This window comes from Streptomyces sp. NBC_01089 (assembly GCF_045162975.1).
Lineage (GTDB): Bacteria > Actinomycetota > Actinomycetes > Streptomycetales > Streptomycetaceae > Streptomyces.
Genome location: NZ_CP108660.1, coordinates 2,260,386 through 2,275,481, shown reverse-complemented (window position 1 = coordinate 2,275,481; position 15,096 = coordinate 2,260,386). Strand labels below are relative to the sequence as shown.

The window sequence follows — 15,096 nt, the reverse complement described above, 5'->3', positions numbered from 1 at the left end:
GGGCTCACACTAACGCTCCTGGTTGTAGGTGCTGTCAGGACCGCCGTGGTTCCCGGTGGCCTGACTGTTCGTGTCACTACCTTCGTTGCGCCCCCGCAGGACTCCGCGGCGCAGGTTGCTCAACCTGACCCCGACGTCCTCGGGTGCACGGGAGACCTGGGGGCCGCCCTGCGGGGTCTGCTCGGCCTTGCCCTCGACCAGGTTGGCCTTGGGCACCCGCCGGGGGAGACCGGAGGGAGTGACCCCGCCGGCCTTCGGCTCGCGCAACCCTTCCGCCCGCTGCCAGCGCTCGTCGTTCGACGAACGCCAGTCGTCCGGCAGGAGGTTGCTGTCCCCGCTCTCTTCCCCGTCGTTCTGCTCCTCAGGATTCCGCTGTCCGGCCTGGGGCGGGCCGGAATTCTGCTGACCGGACTGATGTGCTCCGGGGGCCGGCTTCGGGGCCTGCTGCGGACCGCCGCGGCGGGGAAGGCCGGCATCGGTCAGTTCGTGTGAGGTGCTCGGAGACGGTCCCGGACGGTCGAAGCCTACGCGTTCGGGAGCGGCTGCGGGAGCGCCCTGTGCAGATTCCGCCGCCGGCTGGTAAGCCGACCGGAAACCGTCCTGGTACGTGGCCTGACCAGCCCACTCGTCCTGCCGGCCGGAACCGTCGAACGCGCTGTCGTACCCCTGCTGACGGCCGTCGGGCACCGGGTGGCCGGAGGCCGGGTGGGCCCCGTCCCGGTAGCCGTCCTGAGCCCCGTGCGCCGCGTAGCCGTTCTGGTCGAACGACGTCTGCTGCGGCTCCTGGCCGTACTGCGCGTAGCCGTTGTCCTGCTGCGCGGGATGCTCCTGCCGCGGATACTGCTGACCCTGCGCCTGATGCCGGTCCTGCGCCTGCGCCTCGTCGCGGAACAGCGGCCTGCCGTCGTCGTGGTGCGTGCCGTCGAGCGCCGCACGGCGCTCGTCACGCATCAGCGAGCGGTTGACCGGGTCGAGACGGCGCGGCTCGCTCTCGCCGTAACGGGTGTCGTCGAAGCCGAGTTCGGCGGCCGTCCGCTGCGGGGCCTGCGGGAAGGACTGCTGCTCCCGCGGCTGCTGCTCCGGGATGATCGAGGAGACGCTGAAGTCGTCGGCGGGCAGCTGGTCGCCGCCACCGCCGTGTGTGATCGCGTCCGGGAGCATGACCAGCGACGTGGTGCCCGCCTGCTCGCCCGACGGCCGCAGCTGCACGCGTACGCCGTGCCGGTCGGCGAGGCGGCCGACCACGAACAGCCCCATGCGCTGCGAGATCGCCGCGTCCACGGTCGGCGGGTTGGCCAGCTTGTGGTTGATGTCCGCGAAGTCCTCTGCGGTGAGGCCGATGCCCTTGTCGTGGATCTCGATCATCACCCGGCCGTCCGGCAGCCGGGTCGCCGTGACGCGCACCTTGGTCTGCGGCGATGAGAACGTGGTGGCGTTCTCCAGCAGCTCGGCCAGCAGATGCACCAGGTCGGTGACGGACTGCCCGTGGATGTCGGTCTCGGGCACCCCGGTCAGCTCGATGCGCTCGTACGACTCCACCTCGGACGAGGCGGCCCTGAGCACATCGACCAGCGGGACCGGCTGGTTCCAGCGCCGGCCCGGCTCCTCGCCCGCCAGCACGAGCAGGTTCTCGCCGTTGCGGCGCATCCGGGTCGCGAGGTGGTCGAGCTTGAAGAGGCTCTCCAGCTGCTCGGGCTCGGCCTCGTTGTTCTCCAGGTCGGTGATCAGCGTCAGCTGGCCCTCGATGAGCGACTGGTTGCGCCGCGAGAGGTTGGTGAAGATCGCGTTGACGTTGCCCCGCAGCATGGCCTGCTCGGACGCCAGCCTGACCGCCTCGCGGTGCACCTGGTCGAACGCGCGAGCCACCTCGCCGATCTCGTCCTGGGTGTGGATCGGGATGGGCTCGACCCGGGTGTCGACCCGGCCGGGCTCCGTACGCGAGAGCTGGTCCACGAGCATCGGCAGCCGCTGCTCGGCCACACCGAAGGCGGCGGTGCGCAGCCGGCGCATCGCCCGGCTCATCTGGCGGGCCATCATCCCGGCCAGGATGAAGGCGATCAGCAGGGCCACGAGGACCACGGCGCCATTGGTGATGGCGTCGTTCTTGGCGTTGTGCGAGATGGCCGCCGCGTCCCCGACCGCCTTGTCGATCAGATGGTTCTCGACCGTGCTGTAGCCGTTGAACCTGGTGCCGGCCGCGATGGACCAGGACTCGGAGTCGATGCCCTCGGCCTTCAGCGCCGCCGGGGTCCGGCCCTTGCCGATCTCGGCCGCGATGCCGTCGAACATCGACCCGCCCTTGGCCGGCGGGGTCACATAGCGCTTCTTGTCGGCCTTGGCCGTCTCCTTGTCGCGGGAGACGTAGTTCCTGGCGCTGGCGGCCTGGGCGGCCATTTCCCTCTTCAGCGCGGCGGCGTCCGCGTCGGTGCCGCCGGAGACGTACTCCTGGAGGGCGATCTGCTCCAGATAGTTGTACGAGTTGAACGCGACGACCTGCGCCTGGAAGGTCGTGGGGTCCTGGCTCGGGCGTACCAGCAGATGCGTGCCGATGGAGCGCTGAAGCGATTCTGCGGCCTGGGCCAGCTGGATCGCGTAGACCGTGCGGCCGTAGCTGGTGATGTTGCCGGTGCCGAGGCCGAGTTCATTGGAGAACTCCATCAGCGAGTGCTGGACCTTGACGTAGCCCTCTTCGGTCTTCACCGGGTCCATCGCCTCGGCGTACGCCGTCTTGCGCAGCGTGGCGAGGGACGGCTCCTCGGCGCGGAAGAGCTGGAGGCGGCGCTGGAGGCCCTTGGTCTTCGGCAGCTGCTTCACCGCGGTGTCGAAGGACTTCGCGGCGGCGTCGGTGTGGTTGTAGGCATCCTTGACGTTGAAGTTGCCGGTGCGCTTGTTCTGCAGCAGCGGCTCCGCGCTGATGTCGCGCTCCGCCAGCAGTGCCTGGCTGTACGCCGAAGCCGATCGCACGACAAGTGCAACCCGTTCGGCGTCCCGTGCGTCATTCCAGGTAGTGATCGAACTCTTGACCTGGAATCCGCCCATGACAAGGCCGACGATCACGGGGATCAGCAGAATGGCGTTGAGCTTGGTCGGCACGCGCCAGTTGCGCGGCGCGAGCCGGCTGCCGCCACCGGCGGCTGCGGAGCGGCCGGCAGGAGACGTCGCCGACTGCGGCGGCGGCGTGAAGTTCCCCCGCGTCTGCTCCGCCGCGGAGCTCTTCCTGCTTCGCCTCACTCGACCAACAACCTCTCGGCGTCGGCACCCACGGTGTGCCGTCTATCGTTCAGAGCCGTACTCGGACCGGCCGTCGAACGTTGCCGGTCCTACTCGGGAGTTCGCCGAATTCCAGCACGTCGGGCGGCGTGGCTCCAAACAGCTGGAACCCGCCGCTCCGAGTGGCGTATGCCTCAGATAAAACGGTCAAAAAGAGCGAGGCGCGCCAAAAGCAGGGACTGATGTGAGCGGAGCGGCACCAGGCGGATGCAACGGGTGTCCGCGGTCGATGAATTCTCTGTCGAAACGTTATGAACACGGGGGCGGATCGTGTCAAAGACCACAGTCCGCCCCAGAACGGGCTACGACAACTGCCGTAGTGGGACGACTACTTGAGGCGTGCCATCAGTGCGTGCTCGACGAGTGTGATGAGTCCGCTCTTGGCGTCTGCGCGGTGTCGTGCGTCGGTGGTGAGGATGGGGGTGTCGGGGCCGATCTGGAGGGCTTCGCGTACTTCGTCGGGGGTGTAGGGCTGGTGTCCGTCGAAGCCGTTGAGGGCGATGACGAAGGGGAGTCCCGAGTTCTCGAAGTAGTCCACCGCGGGGAAACAGTCCGACAGCCTGCGGGTGTCGACCAGGACGACGGCGCCGATGGCGCCGCGTACGAGGTCGTCCCACATGAACCAGAAGCGGTCCTGTCCGGGGGTGCCGAACAGGTAGAGGATCAGGTCCTGGTCGAGGGTGATGCGTCCGAAGTCCATGGCCACCGTGGTGGTGGTCTTGTCCCCGGTGTGTGTGAGGTCGTCGATGCCCGCTGAAGCGGACGTCATGACTGCCTCGGTACGCAGCGGGTTGATCTCCGAGACGGCGCCGACGAACGTGGTCTTGCCCACGCCGAAGCCCCCTGCCACCACGATCTTCGCCGAGGTGGTCGATCTGGCCGCCCCGCCGCTAGAGCTTGCGAAGTCCACTGAGCACCCTTTCGAGCAGTGTCACGTCCGGCGTGCCGCCGGCCTCTCCGTTGCCCGGCTGGTGGATGGCCACCATGCCCGCCTCCGCCAGGTCGGCCACGAGGATCCGGGCCACACCCAGCGGCATCGAGAGCAGCGCCGACACCTCGGCCACCGACTTGACCTCACGGCACAGGTGGCATATCCGCTGGTGCTCGGGGAGCAGGCCCGCGAGGTGCACCGGGTCGGCCGTGGTGCTCACCAGCGCCTCGATGGCGAGCTGGTAACGCGGCCTGGTCCGGCCGCCGGTCATGGCGTACGGACGTACCAGTGGCTGGTCGCCCTCACTGTCGTACGACGCGTCGTGCAGCACGCCGTACGGATCGTGCGAGGCGGGGGGCGGGGTCATGGATCCTCCGGGCGTGACAGCAGTTGGTCGGAGTGCCGTCTGATGTGGCCGGTGGGGGGCGGGATGCGGCCGGACGGTTGGTGATGAACGTACGGGCTGAACCTGTGGGGGGCTTGTCTAGTGGAGCAGGCTCCCCTGGAGTTCGGCGCGCAGGTCCGGGGTGAGGACGCTGCCCGCACGGTCGACGAGCAGAGCCATCTCGTAACCGACCAGGCCGATGTCGCAGTCCGGGTGGGAGAGCACGGCCAGCGACGAGCCGTCCGACACCGACATGAGGAAGAGGAACCCCCGCTCCATCTCCACCACCGTCTGGGCGACTTCGCCGCCCTCGAAGATCCGGGAGGCGCCCGCGGTGAGCGAGGTCAGCCCGGAGGCGACGGCCGCCAGCTGGTCGGCACGGTCACGCGGGAAACCTTCGGACATGGCCAGCAGAAGTCCGTCGGCGGAGACCACCACTGTGTGGGACACCCCGGGGGTGTTGTCCACGAAGTTCGTGATCAACCAGTTCAGATTCTGCGCCGCCTGGCTCATCGGACTCAACTAGTGCTCCTGCTGGTGAGAGGGGCCGGTTCCGGCCTGGCGACCCTGTTGGATGCCACGCCGGAGATTGGTCAGCCGGCCGCGTACGTCGTCGGGCGCACGCGAAACCTGCGGACCGGCCTGGTGGGCCTGCTGCTGTGCGGTGCCGGGCACCAGATTGGCGCGCGGTACGCGTCGGGGCAGACCGGATGTGGTGACACCACCGGCAGCGGGCTTCTTCGCCCGCTCGGCCTGCCGTACGAGTTCGTCGTTGGGCGATGCCCGCCAGTTGCTGCCGGGGGCAGTCTGGGCCATGGGGTCGCGGGTCGGCGCCGCGGGAGCGGCCGGCTCGGGTTGCTGGGGAGCGTCCGGTTGCTGCGGCTCCGCGGTCCTCCCGGACTGCGGGCCGTGGAACCAGTTGGTCTCCAGGGTGTCGTAGAGCGGGGTGCGCCCGTCGCCCGGGTCTGCGGCCGGCGGCAGCGCGTCGTACTGCGGCTGCGCGGGCAGGCTCTGCGGCGCGGGCGGACGCGGCGCACCGAAGTCGGCCTCGGCACGGTCACGCTGGTGCGGGGCGCCGGCGGGACCGTCCGAAGGGGCGGGCGGGCGCGGGGAGTCGAAGCCGCCGAATTCCGGCAGCTCCGCCCGCGGGAACTGCGCCGCGGACGCCGGGTCCTGCGGCTGCTGCGGGCGGCCCTGGAAGGGGTCCTGCTGCTGCGGCTCCGGGTAACGGCCGTCCTGGTACCGCTCGTCCTGATAGCGGTCGTCCTGGGGCCGCTCGTCCGGGAACCGGCCGGTCTGCTGCTGGTCCTGCGGTATCTGCGGCACCTGGGGTATCTGCGGGCGCCGCTGCGGGCCGCGGACATCGGGGCGCTCGAAGACGTCGGCACGCTCGAACCGGCCGGTGTCGCCGGGCGGCGGGCCGTTGAAGTCCGGGCGCTGGAACTCGGCGGTGGAGCCGGGGCCCTGGCGCTCGGCGGAGGGCCGGTCGTCGGCCTGGCGGTCGTTGCCCGGCCGCTCACCGCCGAACAGGCCGCCGCCGAACCGGTCGTCAGCGGGGGAGCGCTCGCCGGACTGACGCAGCGGGCGCAGCGGCGGGCGGTACTGGGCACCTGAGCCGCCCGTAGCCGGTCCGCTGGTGCCGGTGCCGCCCGGGCCGGAGAGGCCCGAGAAGTCCGAACCCGCCCCGTCAGTGCCGGGCCCGAAGGCGCCGGTGTCCGGCTCCTCGTGGCCGCGCGGCATGTCCTGGGCCGCCGGGACGGCCCGCCGGGGCAGTTCATTGCCCCAGCTGGTGGTCTGCGGGCGCTGCGGAGCCTGCGGCTGCTGGGGGCTCTCCGGCTGCTGCGGACGCTGCGGCACGGGGTTGCCGCCGGGCAGCTCGGCGCGCGGGCCACCGGTCGGCGGCAGCTGCTGCTGACGTCCGGCCGGGGGCTGGAACATGCTGTCCCCGGGCTGCTGCGGGCGCTGCGGACCGTTGCCGCCGCGTCCGGGACCCTCGCCGGGGCCGCCACGACCGCCCTGGGCGGCCCTGCGGGGCATGGGCGCCCCGGCGCCGAAGGCGTTCACCGATGAGGCGGGGGCGGGGCCGCCCTGCGGCAGACCCTGCTGCTGCGGGCCGCCGGGCTGGATCGAACGGTCACCGTCGCGGGCGGGCAGCGCGGCGCGCGGACCCGTACCCGACACCTGACCGCGCGGGGCGCCGGCACCGGCACCCGCACGGCCCGGGGCACCCGCGCCCTGCGGCGACTGGCCGAGCTGCGACTGTCCCTGCGGCGACTGCCCCAACTGGGACTGCCCCTGCGGCGACTGGCCCAGCTGCTGCTGCGGCTGCTGCTGGCCACCGGGCATCCCCGGCTTGGCCGGAGCCTTCTTGCCGCCCTGGGCGACGTCGACGGGCAGCATGACCAGCGCGGTCGTACCACCGGAGTCGGAGGGGCGGAGCTGGATACGGATACCGTGGCGCAGCGAGAGCCGGCCGACCACGAACAGGCCCATGCGGCGGGAGACGGAGACATCCACGGTGGGCGGCGAAGCGAGCCGCTCGTTGATCGCGGCGAGGTCCTCGGGGGAGAGGCCGATACCGGTGTCGTGGATCTCGACGAGCACCCGCCCGTCGGGCAGCGCGTGACCGGTCACCCGGACCTTGGTCTGCGGCGACGAGAACGACGTGGCGTTCTCGAGCAGCTCGGCGAGCAGGTGGACGAGGTCGTTGACGACGCGGCCGGCGACCTCGGTCGCGGGGACCGCCGCCAGCTCGATGCGTTCGTACTGCTCCACCTCTGACGCGGCGGCGCGGAGCACGTCGACCAGCGGCACGGGGCGGGTCCACCGGCGGCCGGGCTCCTCACCGGCGAGGACCAGCAGGTTCTCACCGTTACGGCGCATACGGGTCGCGAGGTGGTCGAGCTTGAAGAGCGAGGACAGCTGGTCCGGGTCGGCCTCGCGGGACTCCAGTTCGGAGATGAGCGAGAGCTGGCGCTGGATGAGGCCCTGGCTGCGGCGCGAGAGGTTGGTGAACATCGCGTTGACGTTGCCCCGCAGCATGGCCTGCTCGGAGGCGAGCCGGACGGCCTCGCGGTGCACGTCGTCGAAGGCCGTGGCGACCTTTCCGATCTCGTCCCGGCTGTGCACACCGACGGACTCCACGGAGGTGTCGACGTCCTGCGGGTCGGTCTCGGAGAGCTGCTTGACCAGCTCGGGGAGGCGCTCACTCGCGACCTTGGTCGCGGTGTCCTGGAGCCGCCGCAGCGAGCGGATCATGGACCGGGCCACGACATAGGCGCCGACCAGCGAGACACCCAGGACGAGCACGATGAGCGCGGCGTTGATGATCGCCTCGCGCTCGGCGTCGTTGCGCAGCTCGCGGGCCTTCTGCTCCATCTCGCCCAGCAGCGTGGCCTCGATGGTCTTCATGGCCGTGATGCGGTTGCTGTCCGAGTCGTACCAGTCCTTGTACGAACGCGGGGTCTGGCTGTCCAGACCGCCCTGGTTCTCCAGGACGTGCTTCGCGTACAGGTTGGCGGCGGTGATCTCCGGGTTGCCGGTGTCCAGCGGGGCGGTGAGGGCCGCAGCGTTGCCCGCGTAGACCAGCTTGAAGGACTTGAGCTCGTCCTCCTCGCTCTGCATGGCGGACTTGGCGAAGAGCCGGTCGCTCTCCTTCAGGTCGCCGTGGCCCTTGTTGCTCGTCGGCAGCGCGGCGGCGATGACGGCCCGCTGGATCGACGCGTACTCCTTGGCGGACGAGAAGGCCGCCAGGGCGCGGGTCCGCTTGATCATCTCGGGGTTGGCGGTCGCCTGGGCCATGTCCTGCGAGAGGCCGAGCAGCGAGTCGATCAGCTCGCTGTACTCGGTGACCGTCTGCGAGGTGGTGGCGCTGCCCTGGTAGGCGTCGGCGCGGATGGCCTTGAGACGGGTCAGCTTGGTGGCGATGCCCCGGAGGCTGCCGCGGATCGACTCGATCGAGTCGTCGCGCTTCGCGTTGTCGAAGTCCGCGGTGCCCTTGAGGAACGCCTGGTCGGCCAGGTCGGTCTTCTTGCGGGGCTCCTCGACGTTGAAGTCGCTGGCCTTCGCACCGTGCGACAACGGACCCGCGGACTTGTCGCGCTCCTCCTGGAGCGCGGCCGCCAGCTCGGTCGCCTGCTTGGTCATCTGGGTGAGCAGCTGCATGTGGTCCAGCTGCTGCATCTTGTCCATGGAGTCGTTGATGCGCAGCCCGCCCAGGGTGGTCGCGGCGACCACGGGCAGGGCCAGCAGGGAGACGAGCCTGGTACTGATGCGCCAGTTGCGCAGAGCCATGCGTGAGCCCGTGCTGCCCTGGCCCTTGGGCTTCGGAGCAGCCGCGGGGGCGGCCGCGGACTCGCCGCCTCCTGCCGGACCCGGGCGGTGGTTCTGGGCGGTCGGGGGGGTCTGGGCGTGCTGGGCCGAGGAGCCGCGGTCGGAACCGCCGCGAGGCTCCTGTTCAGCCGCGGCTTCCCCTCGACCCTGGCGGGCCTGGGGAGACCCCGTGCCATCCCTCTTGAAACGTCCCTGCACTAGCGTCGCAACCTCTGGACCAGGCGTTCCCCCGCACAGGCGGCGGAACGGTGTCGAGTCGTGGGGCGCGGCGCGCCCCATGGTGGTCGTCAGTGACCGGCGTGTTCTCCCCCTTTACCGCCGCCACTCGGCGCTGCGTCGCGCCCTTCGTGCGCCGGCCTGCCTGTGTTTTCACAAAGACTGCGCGGCAGTGCGTGGAATTCCAGCACAGCGACGGATCTCCAACAAGGCCCGTGTCCTGGGATGTGACCTTATTGACACGGCGTGAGCGGCGCATCACCTGGCGTAGAAATTGTTCCCGGATGAATCGGACTTTTGTTTACGTACTGCTTACGGGACAGGGGTGTCCCAGTCGCGATGATCAGGGGCGGAATGAGGGGTTCCAATGTGTAATGTCCGCTTGCTGAAGGGGTGTTGGCTGACCGTAATGCCCTAAATATCGTGCAACTCGTGAGCAAACTCACACCTAGATCGTTGCCCGGGTCACGCTTCGGCGGGGAATCAGATGTTTAGCCTGACGCTTTACAGGGATGGCGAATCCGACAACCGGCGCCCCGGCGCCGCCCGACCGACAGGGCCTCACGAACAGATGAAGACGACGACGTTGTTCCGCAACACCGCCAACCCGCGCCGCACCACGCTCGCCCACCTCACGGACGCCGGGCAGCTGCAGCACCCCGAGCGGCCGGAGCACACCGTGACCCTGCCCGCCGTGACGGCCAACCCGCGCCGCACCATCCTCATGGAGGCGCCCGAGGGGCCGCAGGTCACCGCCGCCGAGTGACGCGGGGTAATGGCACCGCGGCCCCTCGCCACCCGCGTTAGCCTGGAGCGTCAGAACTCCAGCCAGTAAGTGAGGGGCGACAGCACTCGTGCGCATCGCCAGATTCTCCATCGACGGCAATGTCGCCTTCGGCGTGGTCGAGGGCGAGGGCTCCGATCTCTCGGGCGACCTCGTCCTCGACATCATCAAGGGCATTCCGTACTCGGACTTCGAGCTCTCCGGTGTCAAGGTCCCGCTGAGCAAGGTCAGGCTGCTGCCCCCGGTGCTCCCCAACAAGGTCGTGGCCTTCGGCCGCAACTACGCGGAACACGCGGCAGAGCTGGGCAACGAGGTCCCGGACGTGCCGTTCGCCTTCCTCAAGCCCACCACATCGGTGATCGGCCCCGGCGACGCCATCGAGTACCCCTCCTTCTCCAGCGAAGTGCACCACGAGGCCGAACTGGCCGTGGTGATCGGCAGGATGTGCCGCGAGGTCCCGCACGACCGCGTCAAGGACGTCATCTTCGGCTACACCTGCGCCAACGACGTCAGCGCACGCGATGTCCAGAAGCGCGAGAAGCAGTGGGCCAGGGCAAAGGGCTTCGACACCTCCTGCCCGCTCGGCCCCTGGGTGGAGACCGACCTCGACCCGTCCGACCTGACCATCCAGGCCACGGTCAACGGCGACCAGCGCCAGCTCGGCCGCACCAGCGAGATGATCCACTCCATCGCGGATCTGATCGTCAACATCTCCGACGCCATGACGCTGCTCCCCGGGGACGTCATCCTGACCGGCACCCCGGCCGGCGTCGGACCGCTCAACGTCGGCGACGAGGTCGCCGTCTCCATCGAAGGCATCGGCACTCTCACCAACAAGGTGATCAAGCGTGGCTAACGCGAAACCCCGCGTCCGTTTCTGTCCGTCCCCGACCGGCAACCCCCATGTGGGACTGGTCCGAACCGCCCTGTTCAACTGGGCCTTCGCCCGGCACACCGGCGGCTCCGTGATCTTCCGTATCGAGGACACCGACGCGGCGCGGGACTCCGAGGAGTCGTACAACCAGCTGCTCGACTCGCTGAACTGGCTCGGCCTCGACTGGGACGAAGGGCCCGACGAGAAGGGCGGCCCGCACGCGCCGTACCGCCAGTCGCAGCGCATGGACATCTACGCGGACATCGTGAAGAGGCTCCAGGCCGCCGGCCACGCCTACGACTGCTACTGCACCACCGCCGAGCTCGACGAGCGCCGCGACGCCGCCCGCAAGGCCGGCCGCCCCTCCGGATACGACGGCCACTGCCGCGACCTCAGCGCCGCGCAGATCGAGGAGTACCGGGCCGAGGGGCGGACCTCCATCGTCCGCTTCCGGATGCCCGACGAGACGATCACCTTCGACGACCTGGTCCGCGGCGAGCTGACCTTCACTCCGGAGAACGTGCCCGACTACGGCATCGTCCGGGCCAACGGCGCACCGCTGTACACCCTCGTCAACCCGGTCGACGACGCGCTGATGGAGATCACGCACGTCCTGCGCGGCGAGGACCTGCTCTCCTCCACCCCGCGCCAGATCGCCCTCTACAAGGCGCTGATCGACATCGGCGCCGCCAAGGAGATCCCGCTCTTCGGGCACCTCCCGTACGTGATGGGCGAGGGCAACAAGAAGCTCTCCAAGCGTGACCCCGAGGCGTCCCTCAACCTCTACCGCGAGCGGGGCTTCCTCCCCGAGGGGCTGCTCAACTACCTGTCCCTGCTGGGCTGGTCGTTCTCGGCCGACCAGGACGTCTTCTCGATCGGCGAACTGGTCGAGAAGTTCGACATCGCGGACGTGAACAGCAACCCGGCCCGCTTCGACCTCAAGAAGGCCGAGGCGATCAACGCCGACCACATCCGCCTGCTTGACGTACGGAGCTTCACGGAGGCATGCGCCCCCTGGCTGCGCGCCCCGCACGCCAACTGGCCGCAGGAGAACTTCGACCAGGCGGCGTGGGAGGCCATCGCCCCGTACGCGCAGACCCGCCTCACGGTCCTCTCGGACATCACGGCCAACGTCGACTTCCTCTTCCTGGACCGGCCGGTCGACGACGAGGCGTCCTGGGCGAAGGCGATGAAGGGCGACCCGGTGGCCCTGCTCACCACGGCCCGCGCCCGGCTCGCCGAGGCGGACTGGACCAGCCCCGAGGCGCTCAAGGCGGCCGTCCTGGCGGCGGGCGAGGAGCACGGCCTGAAGCTCGGCAAGGCGCAGGCCCCGGTCCGCGTCGCGGTCACCGGCCGTACGGTCGGCCTGCCGCTCTTCGAGTCCCTGCAGATCCTGGGCCGGGACCGCTCCCTGGAGCGGATCGACGCCGCACTGGCGAAGCTGGCCGCCTGAACCGCAGGCTGCCTAAACTGAATACATGCCCATCCGTGCGGTCCTCTGGGACATCGACGACACGATCTTCGACTACACCCACGCGGACCGCACGGGGCTGCGAGAGCACCTGAAGACCGAGGGCCTGCCCGACGGATACACCTCCGTCGAGCAGGCCCTCGTGCGCTGGCGGGAGATCACCGACCTGCACTGGGCGAGGTTCGCGGCGGGGGAGACGGACTGGGAGGGCCAGCGCCGTGAACGGGTCAGATCCTTCACAGGCACGGACCTGAGCGACCAGGAGGCCGACGCCTGGTTCGCCCGGCACCTGGCGCACTACGAGGCCGCCTGGTCGCTCTTCCCGGACGCGGTGCCGGTGCTCGACGCCCTCGCGGCCGACTACCGGCACGGCCTCCTCTCGAACTCGGCCGCCCACAACCAGGACCGCAAGCTGCGCACCCTGGGCGTACGCGACCGGTTCGAGGTGCTGGTCTGCGCGGCCGACCTCGGGGTGGCCAAGCCCGCGCCCGGCGCCTTCCACGCCGCCTGTGACGCCCTGCGGCTGGATCCGCCGGAGGTCCTGTACGTGGGAGATCATCCGGACATCGACGCGGCGGGGGCGCTGGCGGCGGGACTGCGGGCGGTCTGGCTGGACCGGGCGGACCGCGGCGGACGGCCCGAGCTGGAACGGATCACCACGCTGGACCGGCTTCCCGGGCTGCTGCGGGGCGATACCCGTTTTGGAGCGCCGTCCACCTTCGGGTAATGTTCTTCTTGCGCCGCCCGAGCGGGCCGGAAGGCCGGAGCGGACAGCGCGAGCGGAACAAAACCTCTACAAGGGGTTGCGTTTCATTGGGCTATGGTGTAATTGGCAACACAACGGTTTCTGGTACCGTCATTCTAGGTTCGAGTCCTGGTAGCCCAGCGCAGGATCAAGCAGTAACCCATCTTGCAGTACATGTCGCAGTACAAGCCCCCGTTGTGTAGCGGCCTAGCACGCTGCCCTCTCACGGCAGTAGCGCCGGTTCGAATCCGGTCGGGGGTACAGATCCTTCCCGTGAGTTGACCAGGGTCGCACCCGGTCAGCTTGATGCAGGATCGCTAGGGCCCCCGTTGTGTAGCGGCCTAGCACGCTGCCCTCTCACGGCAGTAGCGCCGGTTCGAATCCGGTCGGGGGTACTCCACCATGGGCTATGGTGTAATTGGCAACACAACGGTTTCTGGTACCGTCATTCTAGGTTCGAGTCCTGGTAGCCCAGCGCAACACCTGTTGTACAAGCCCCCGTTGTGTAGCGGCCTAGCACGCTGCCCTCTCACGGCAGTAGCGCCGGTTCGAATCCGGTCGGGGGTACAAGACAGGGAAGGTCCTTCACTCCGGTGAAGGGCCTTTTTGCATGGCCCGTCCGGTGAGGGGCCTTTTGCCTTTTGCGCGGCCCGGCAGGTCCTGGCCAACTCCCGCCGTCTCACAGCCCGTAGCGCCGCGCCGACTCCTCCTCCTGCGCCAGCCTGTGCAGCGACGCCAGCAGCGGCTCATGGAGGACGGTGGCCACCACGGCCGCCTCCACCTGCTCCTTCTCCGAGGGGTATGTCTCCATCATGTCCAGGTCCTGCCGGGCCACTTGGTGCATCAGCCGGGCCTGCTGCACCAGATATCCGGTGTCGCACGGATAGCCGAGCCGCAGCAGCGTGGCCACCGACGCGACCAGCGAACGGTGCACCGGGGAGAGCTCGCCGATCTCCCGTACGCTCGCCCAGCCCAGCTCGTCGAGCAGCCGGTCGACCTCGGTGCGCGCGGCGGCCGTCTCCGGTGCCCCGTCGTCCGGTTCGGGCCCGTGCGGCAGCGACCAGAGCGCCGCGCCCAGTCGGATCGTGCGGCCCAGCGACGCGTCGTCGACATGCCCCAGCACCTCCCGCGCCGTCGCCACCGGGAGCCGGCCGACCTGGATCAGCGCCCGCACCAGCCGCAGCCGGCGCAGATGGCTCTCGTCGTAGTCGGACTGGGTCGCGCTGATCCTGTTGCCGGACGGCAGAAGCTGCTCCCGCAGGTAGTACTTGATCGTCGCGGTCGGTACCCCGCTCCGCTCACTCAGTTCCGACAGTCGCATTCCGGTGCCTTCCCTTGCGCCGCCCCCGCGGCGGTGCCACTATCCCATCACTGGATAGTGCTGCTATCCAACATCACCGTCCTGTACGGCGAAGGGGGAACCGTATGTTCGCGAAGCCGATTCCGGGCCGGATGACCGCGGCCGCCGAAGGCGATGTGGTCGTCCTGCTGATCGGGATGCGCATCAACCACTTCTGGGGAGTGCACCACTGGCTGCCGGTCCTCATGGCGATGCCGCGCATGCTCAGGGAGTTGGGCCGGGACAAGAGCCGGGGACTGCTCGGCTACACCCTGCTGACCGGCTCCCCGCGGACGTACTACGTCGTCCAGTACTGGGAGTCGAAGGAGAAGCTGTACGCGTACGCGGCCGCTCCCGACATGTTCCACCGCACGGCCTGGGCCATGATCAACCGCAAGGAGCGGAAGTCCCGGCAGCACGTGGGGCTGTGGCACGAGACGTACATCGTGCCGGAAGGCTCGTACGAATCCATCTACGCCGATATGCCGGCCCACGGGCTGGCGGCGGCCACGGGGGTGCTCCCGATCCAGGGGCGGGGCCGCTCGGCGGCCGACCGTCTCGCCCATCGCTCCGGCGCGCGTTCAGGGCCCGAGGCGGGCTGAACGGGCCGGGCCAGGGCCGCCACGACGCTGGGGCGGCCTGTTGTCCGGAGTGACTGCGGGGCTGTGACGGAGGCTGTCCCTTGAAGGGTCTGTCCCTTGAGGGGCGGTGCCTGGAAGGTCTGTACTGCGAGGGGCTGTGCTTCGGGG

The 15,096-nt window shown here is 69.6% G+C and carries 11 protein-coding genes and 5 tRNA genes; 10 read left to right on the top strand and 6 right to left on the bottom strand.

Annotation, left to right across the window (positions count from 1 at the left end; all coding sequences use genetic code 11):
* Positions 1-9: 9 nt before the first annotated feature.
* The 5 genes from OG510_RS09945 to OG510_RS09925 all read right to left on the bottom strand — a co-directional run bounded on the left by OG510_RS09945 (position 10) and on the right by OG510_RS09925 (position 9,116).
* Positions 10-3,231: a nitrate- and nitrite sensing domain-containing protein gene (locus OG510_RS09945; protein WP_406136416.1), complete on the bottom strand. Its 3,222-nt coding sequence runs from the start codon at positions 3,229-3,231 to the stop codon at positions 10-12.
* A gap of 367 nt (positions 3,232-3,598) precedes the next feature.
* The gene (locus OG510_RS09940) at positions 3,599-4,180 is read right to left on the bottom strand and encodes an ATP/GTP-binding protein (protein WP_164259978.1); all 582 of its coding nucleotides are present in this window, start codon (positions 4,178-4,180) and stop codon (positions 3,599-3,601) included.
* Positions 4,161-4,568, bottom strand: a complete 408-nt coding sequence (locus OG510_RS09935) for a DUF742 domain-containing protein (protein ID WP_164259976.1) — start codon at positions 4,566-4,568, stop codon at positions 4,161-4,163. The genes OG510_RS09940 and OG510_RS09935 overlap by 20 nt, the downstream gene beginning before the upstream one ends.
* A gap of 117 nt (positions 4,569-4,685) precedes the next feature.
* Complete coding sequence (locus OG510_RS09930) at positions 4,686-5,099, bottom strand: roadblock/LC7 domain-containing protein (protein WP_164260060.1); 414 nt, start codon at positions 5,097-5,099, stop codon at positions 4,686-4,688.
* Positions 5,100-5,108: 9 nt separating this feature from the next.
* Complete coding sequence (locus OG510_RS09925) at positions 5,109-9,116, bottom strand: nitrate- and nitrite sensing domain-containing protein (protein ID WP_406136415.1); 4,008 nt, start codon at positions 9,114-9,116, stop codon at positions 5,109-5,111.
* 589 nt (positions 9,117-9,705) lie between these two features.
* Between OG510_RS09925 and OG510_RS09920 the strand changes: the two genes are divergently transcribed.
* From OG510_RS09920 to OG510_RS09880, 9 genes are all read left to right on the top strand, one after another.
* Complete coding sequence (locus tag OG510_RS09920; RefSeq protein WP_406136414.1) at positions 9,706-9,900, top strand: hypothetical protein; 195 nt, start codon at positions 9,706-9,708, stop codon at positions 9,898-9,900.
* Between the two features lie 88 nt (positions 9,901-9,988).
* A complete protein-coding gene (locus OG510_RS09915; RefSeq protein WP_164265348.1) occupies positions 9,989-10,774 on the top strand; it encodes a fumarylacetoacetate hydrolase family protein in 786 nt (261 codons plus the stop codon).
* Positions 10,767-12,245 (top strand): glutamate--tRNA ligase, encoded by a 1,479-nt coding sequence (gene gltX, locus OG510_RS09910; protein ID WP_406136413.1) that lies wholly within the window; start codon positions 10,767-10,769, stop codon positions 12,243-12,245. Before OG510_RS09915 ends, gltX begins: the two co-directional genes overlap by 8 nt.
* 25 nt (positions 12,246-12,270) lie before the next feature.
* The gene (locus OG510_RS09905) at positions 12,271-12,990 is read left to right on the top strand and encodes an HAD family hydrolase (RefSeq protein ID WP_406136412.1); all 720 of its coding nucleotides are present in this window, start codon (positions 12,271-12,273) and stop codon (positions 12,988-12,990) included.
* Positions 12,991-13,077: 87 nt separating this feature from the next.
* Positions 13,078-13,149, top strand: a tRNA-Gln gene (locus OG510_RS09900).
* Between the two features lie 47 nt (positions 13,150-13,196).
* Positions 13,197-13,269: transfer RNA gene (locus OG510_RS09895), tRNA-Glu, on the top strand.
* Positions 13,270-13,330: 61 nt separating this feature from the next.
* Positions 13,331-13,403: transfer RNA gene (locus OG510_RS09890), tRNA-Glu, on the top strand.
* A gap of 8 nt (positions 13,404-13,411) precedes the next feature.
* Positions 13,412-13,483: transfer RNA gene (locus tag OG510_RS09885), tRNA-Gln, on the top strand.
* A gap of 19 nt (positions 13,484-13,502) precedes the next feature.
* A tRNA-Glu gene (locus tag OG510_RS09880) sits at positions 13,503-13,575 on the top strand.
* A gap of 112 nt (positions 13,576-13,687) precedes the next feature.
* Here the strand turns inward: OG510_RS09880 and OG510_RS09875 are convergent.
* Positions 13,688-14,329 (bottom strand): MerR family transcriptional regulator, encoded by a 642-nt coding sequence (locus tag OG510_RS09875; protein ID WP_406136411.1) that lies wholly within the window; start codon positions 14,327-14,329, stop codon positions 13,688-13,690.
* Between the two features lie 104 nt (positions 14,330-14,433).
* On the opposite strand from OG510_RS09875, the gene OG510_RS09870 reads away from it, so the two are divergent.
* Positions 14,434-14,949, top strand: coding sequence for a DUF4188 domain-containing protein (locus tag OG510_RS09870; RefSeq protein WP_406136410.1), 516 nt, complete (start codon positions 14,434-14,436; stop codon positions 14,947-14,949).
* Positions 14,950-15,096 lie beyond the last annotated feature (147 nt).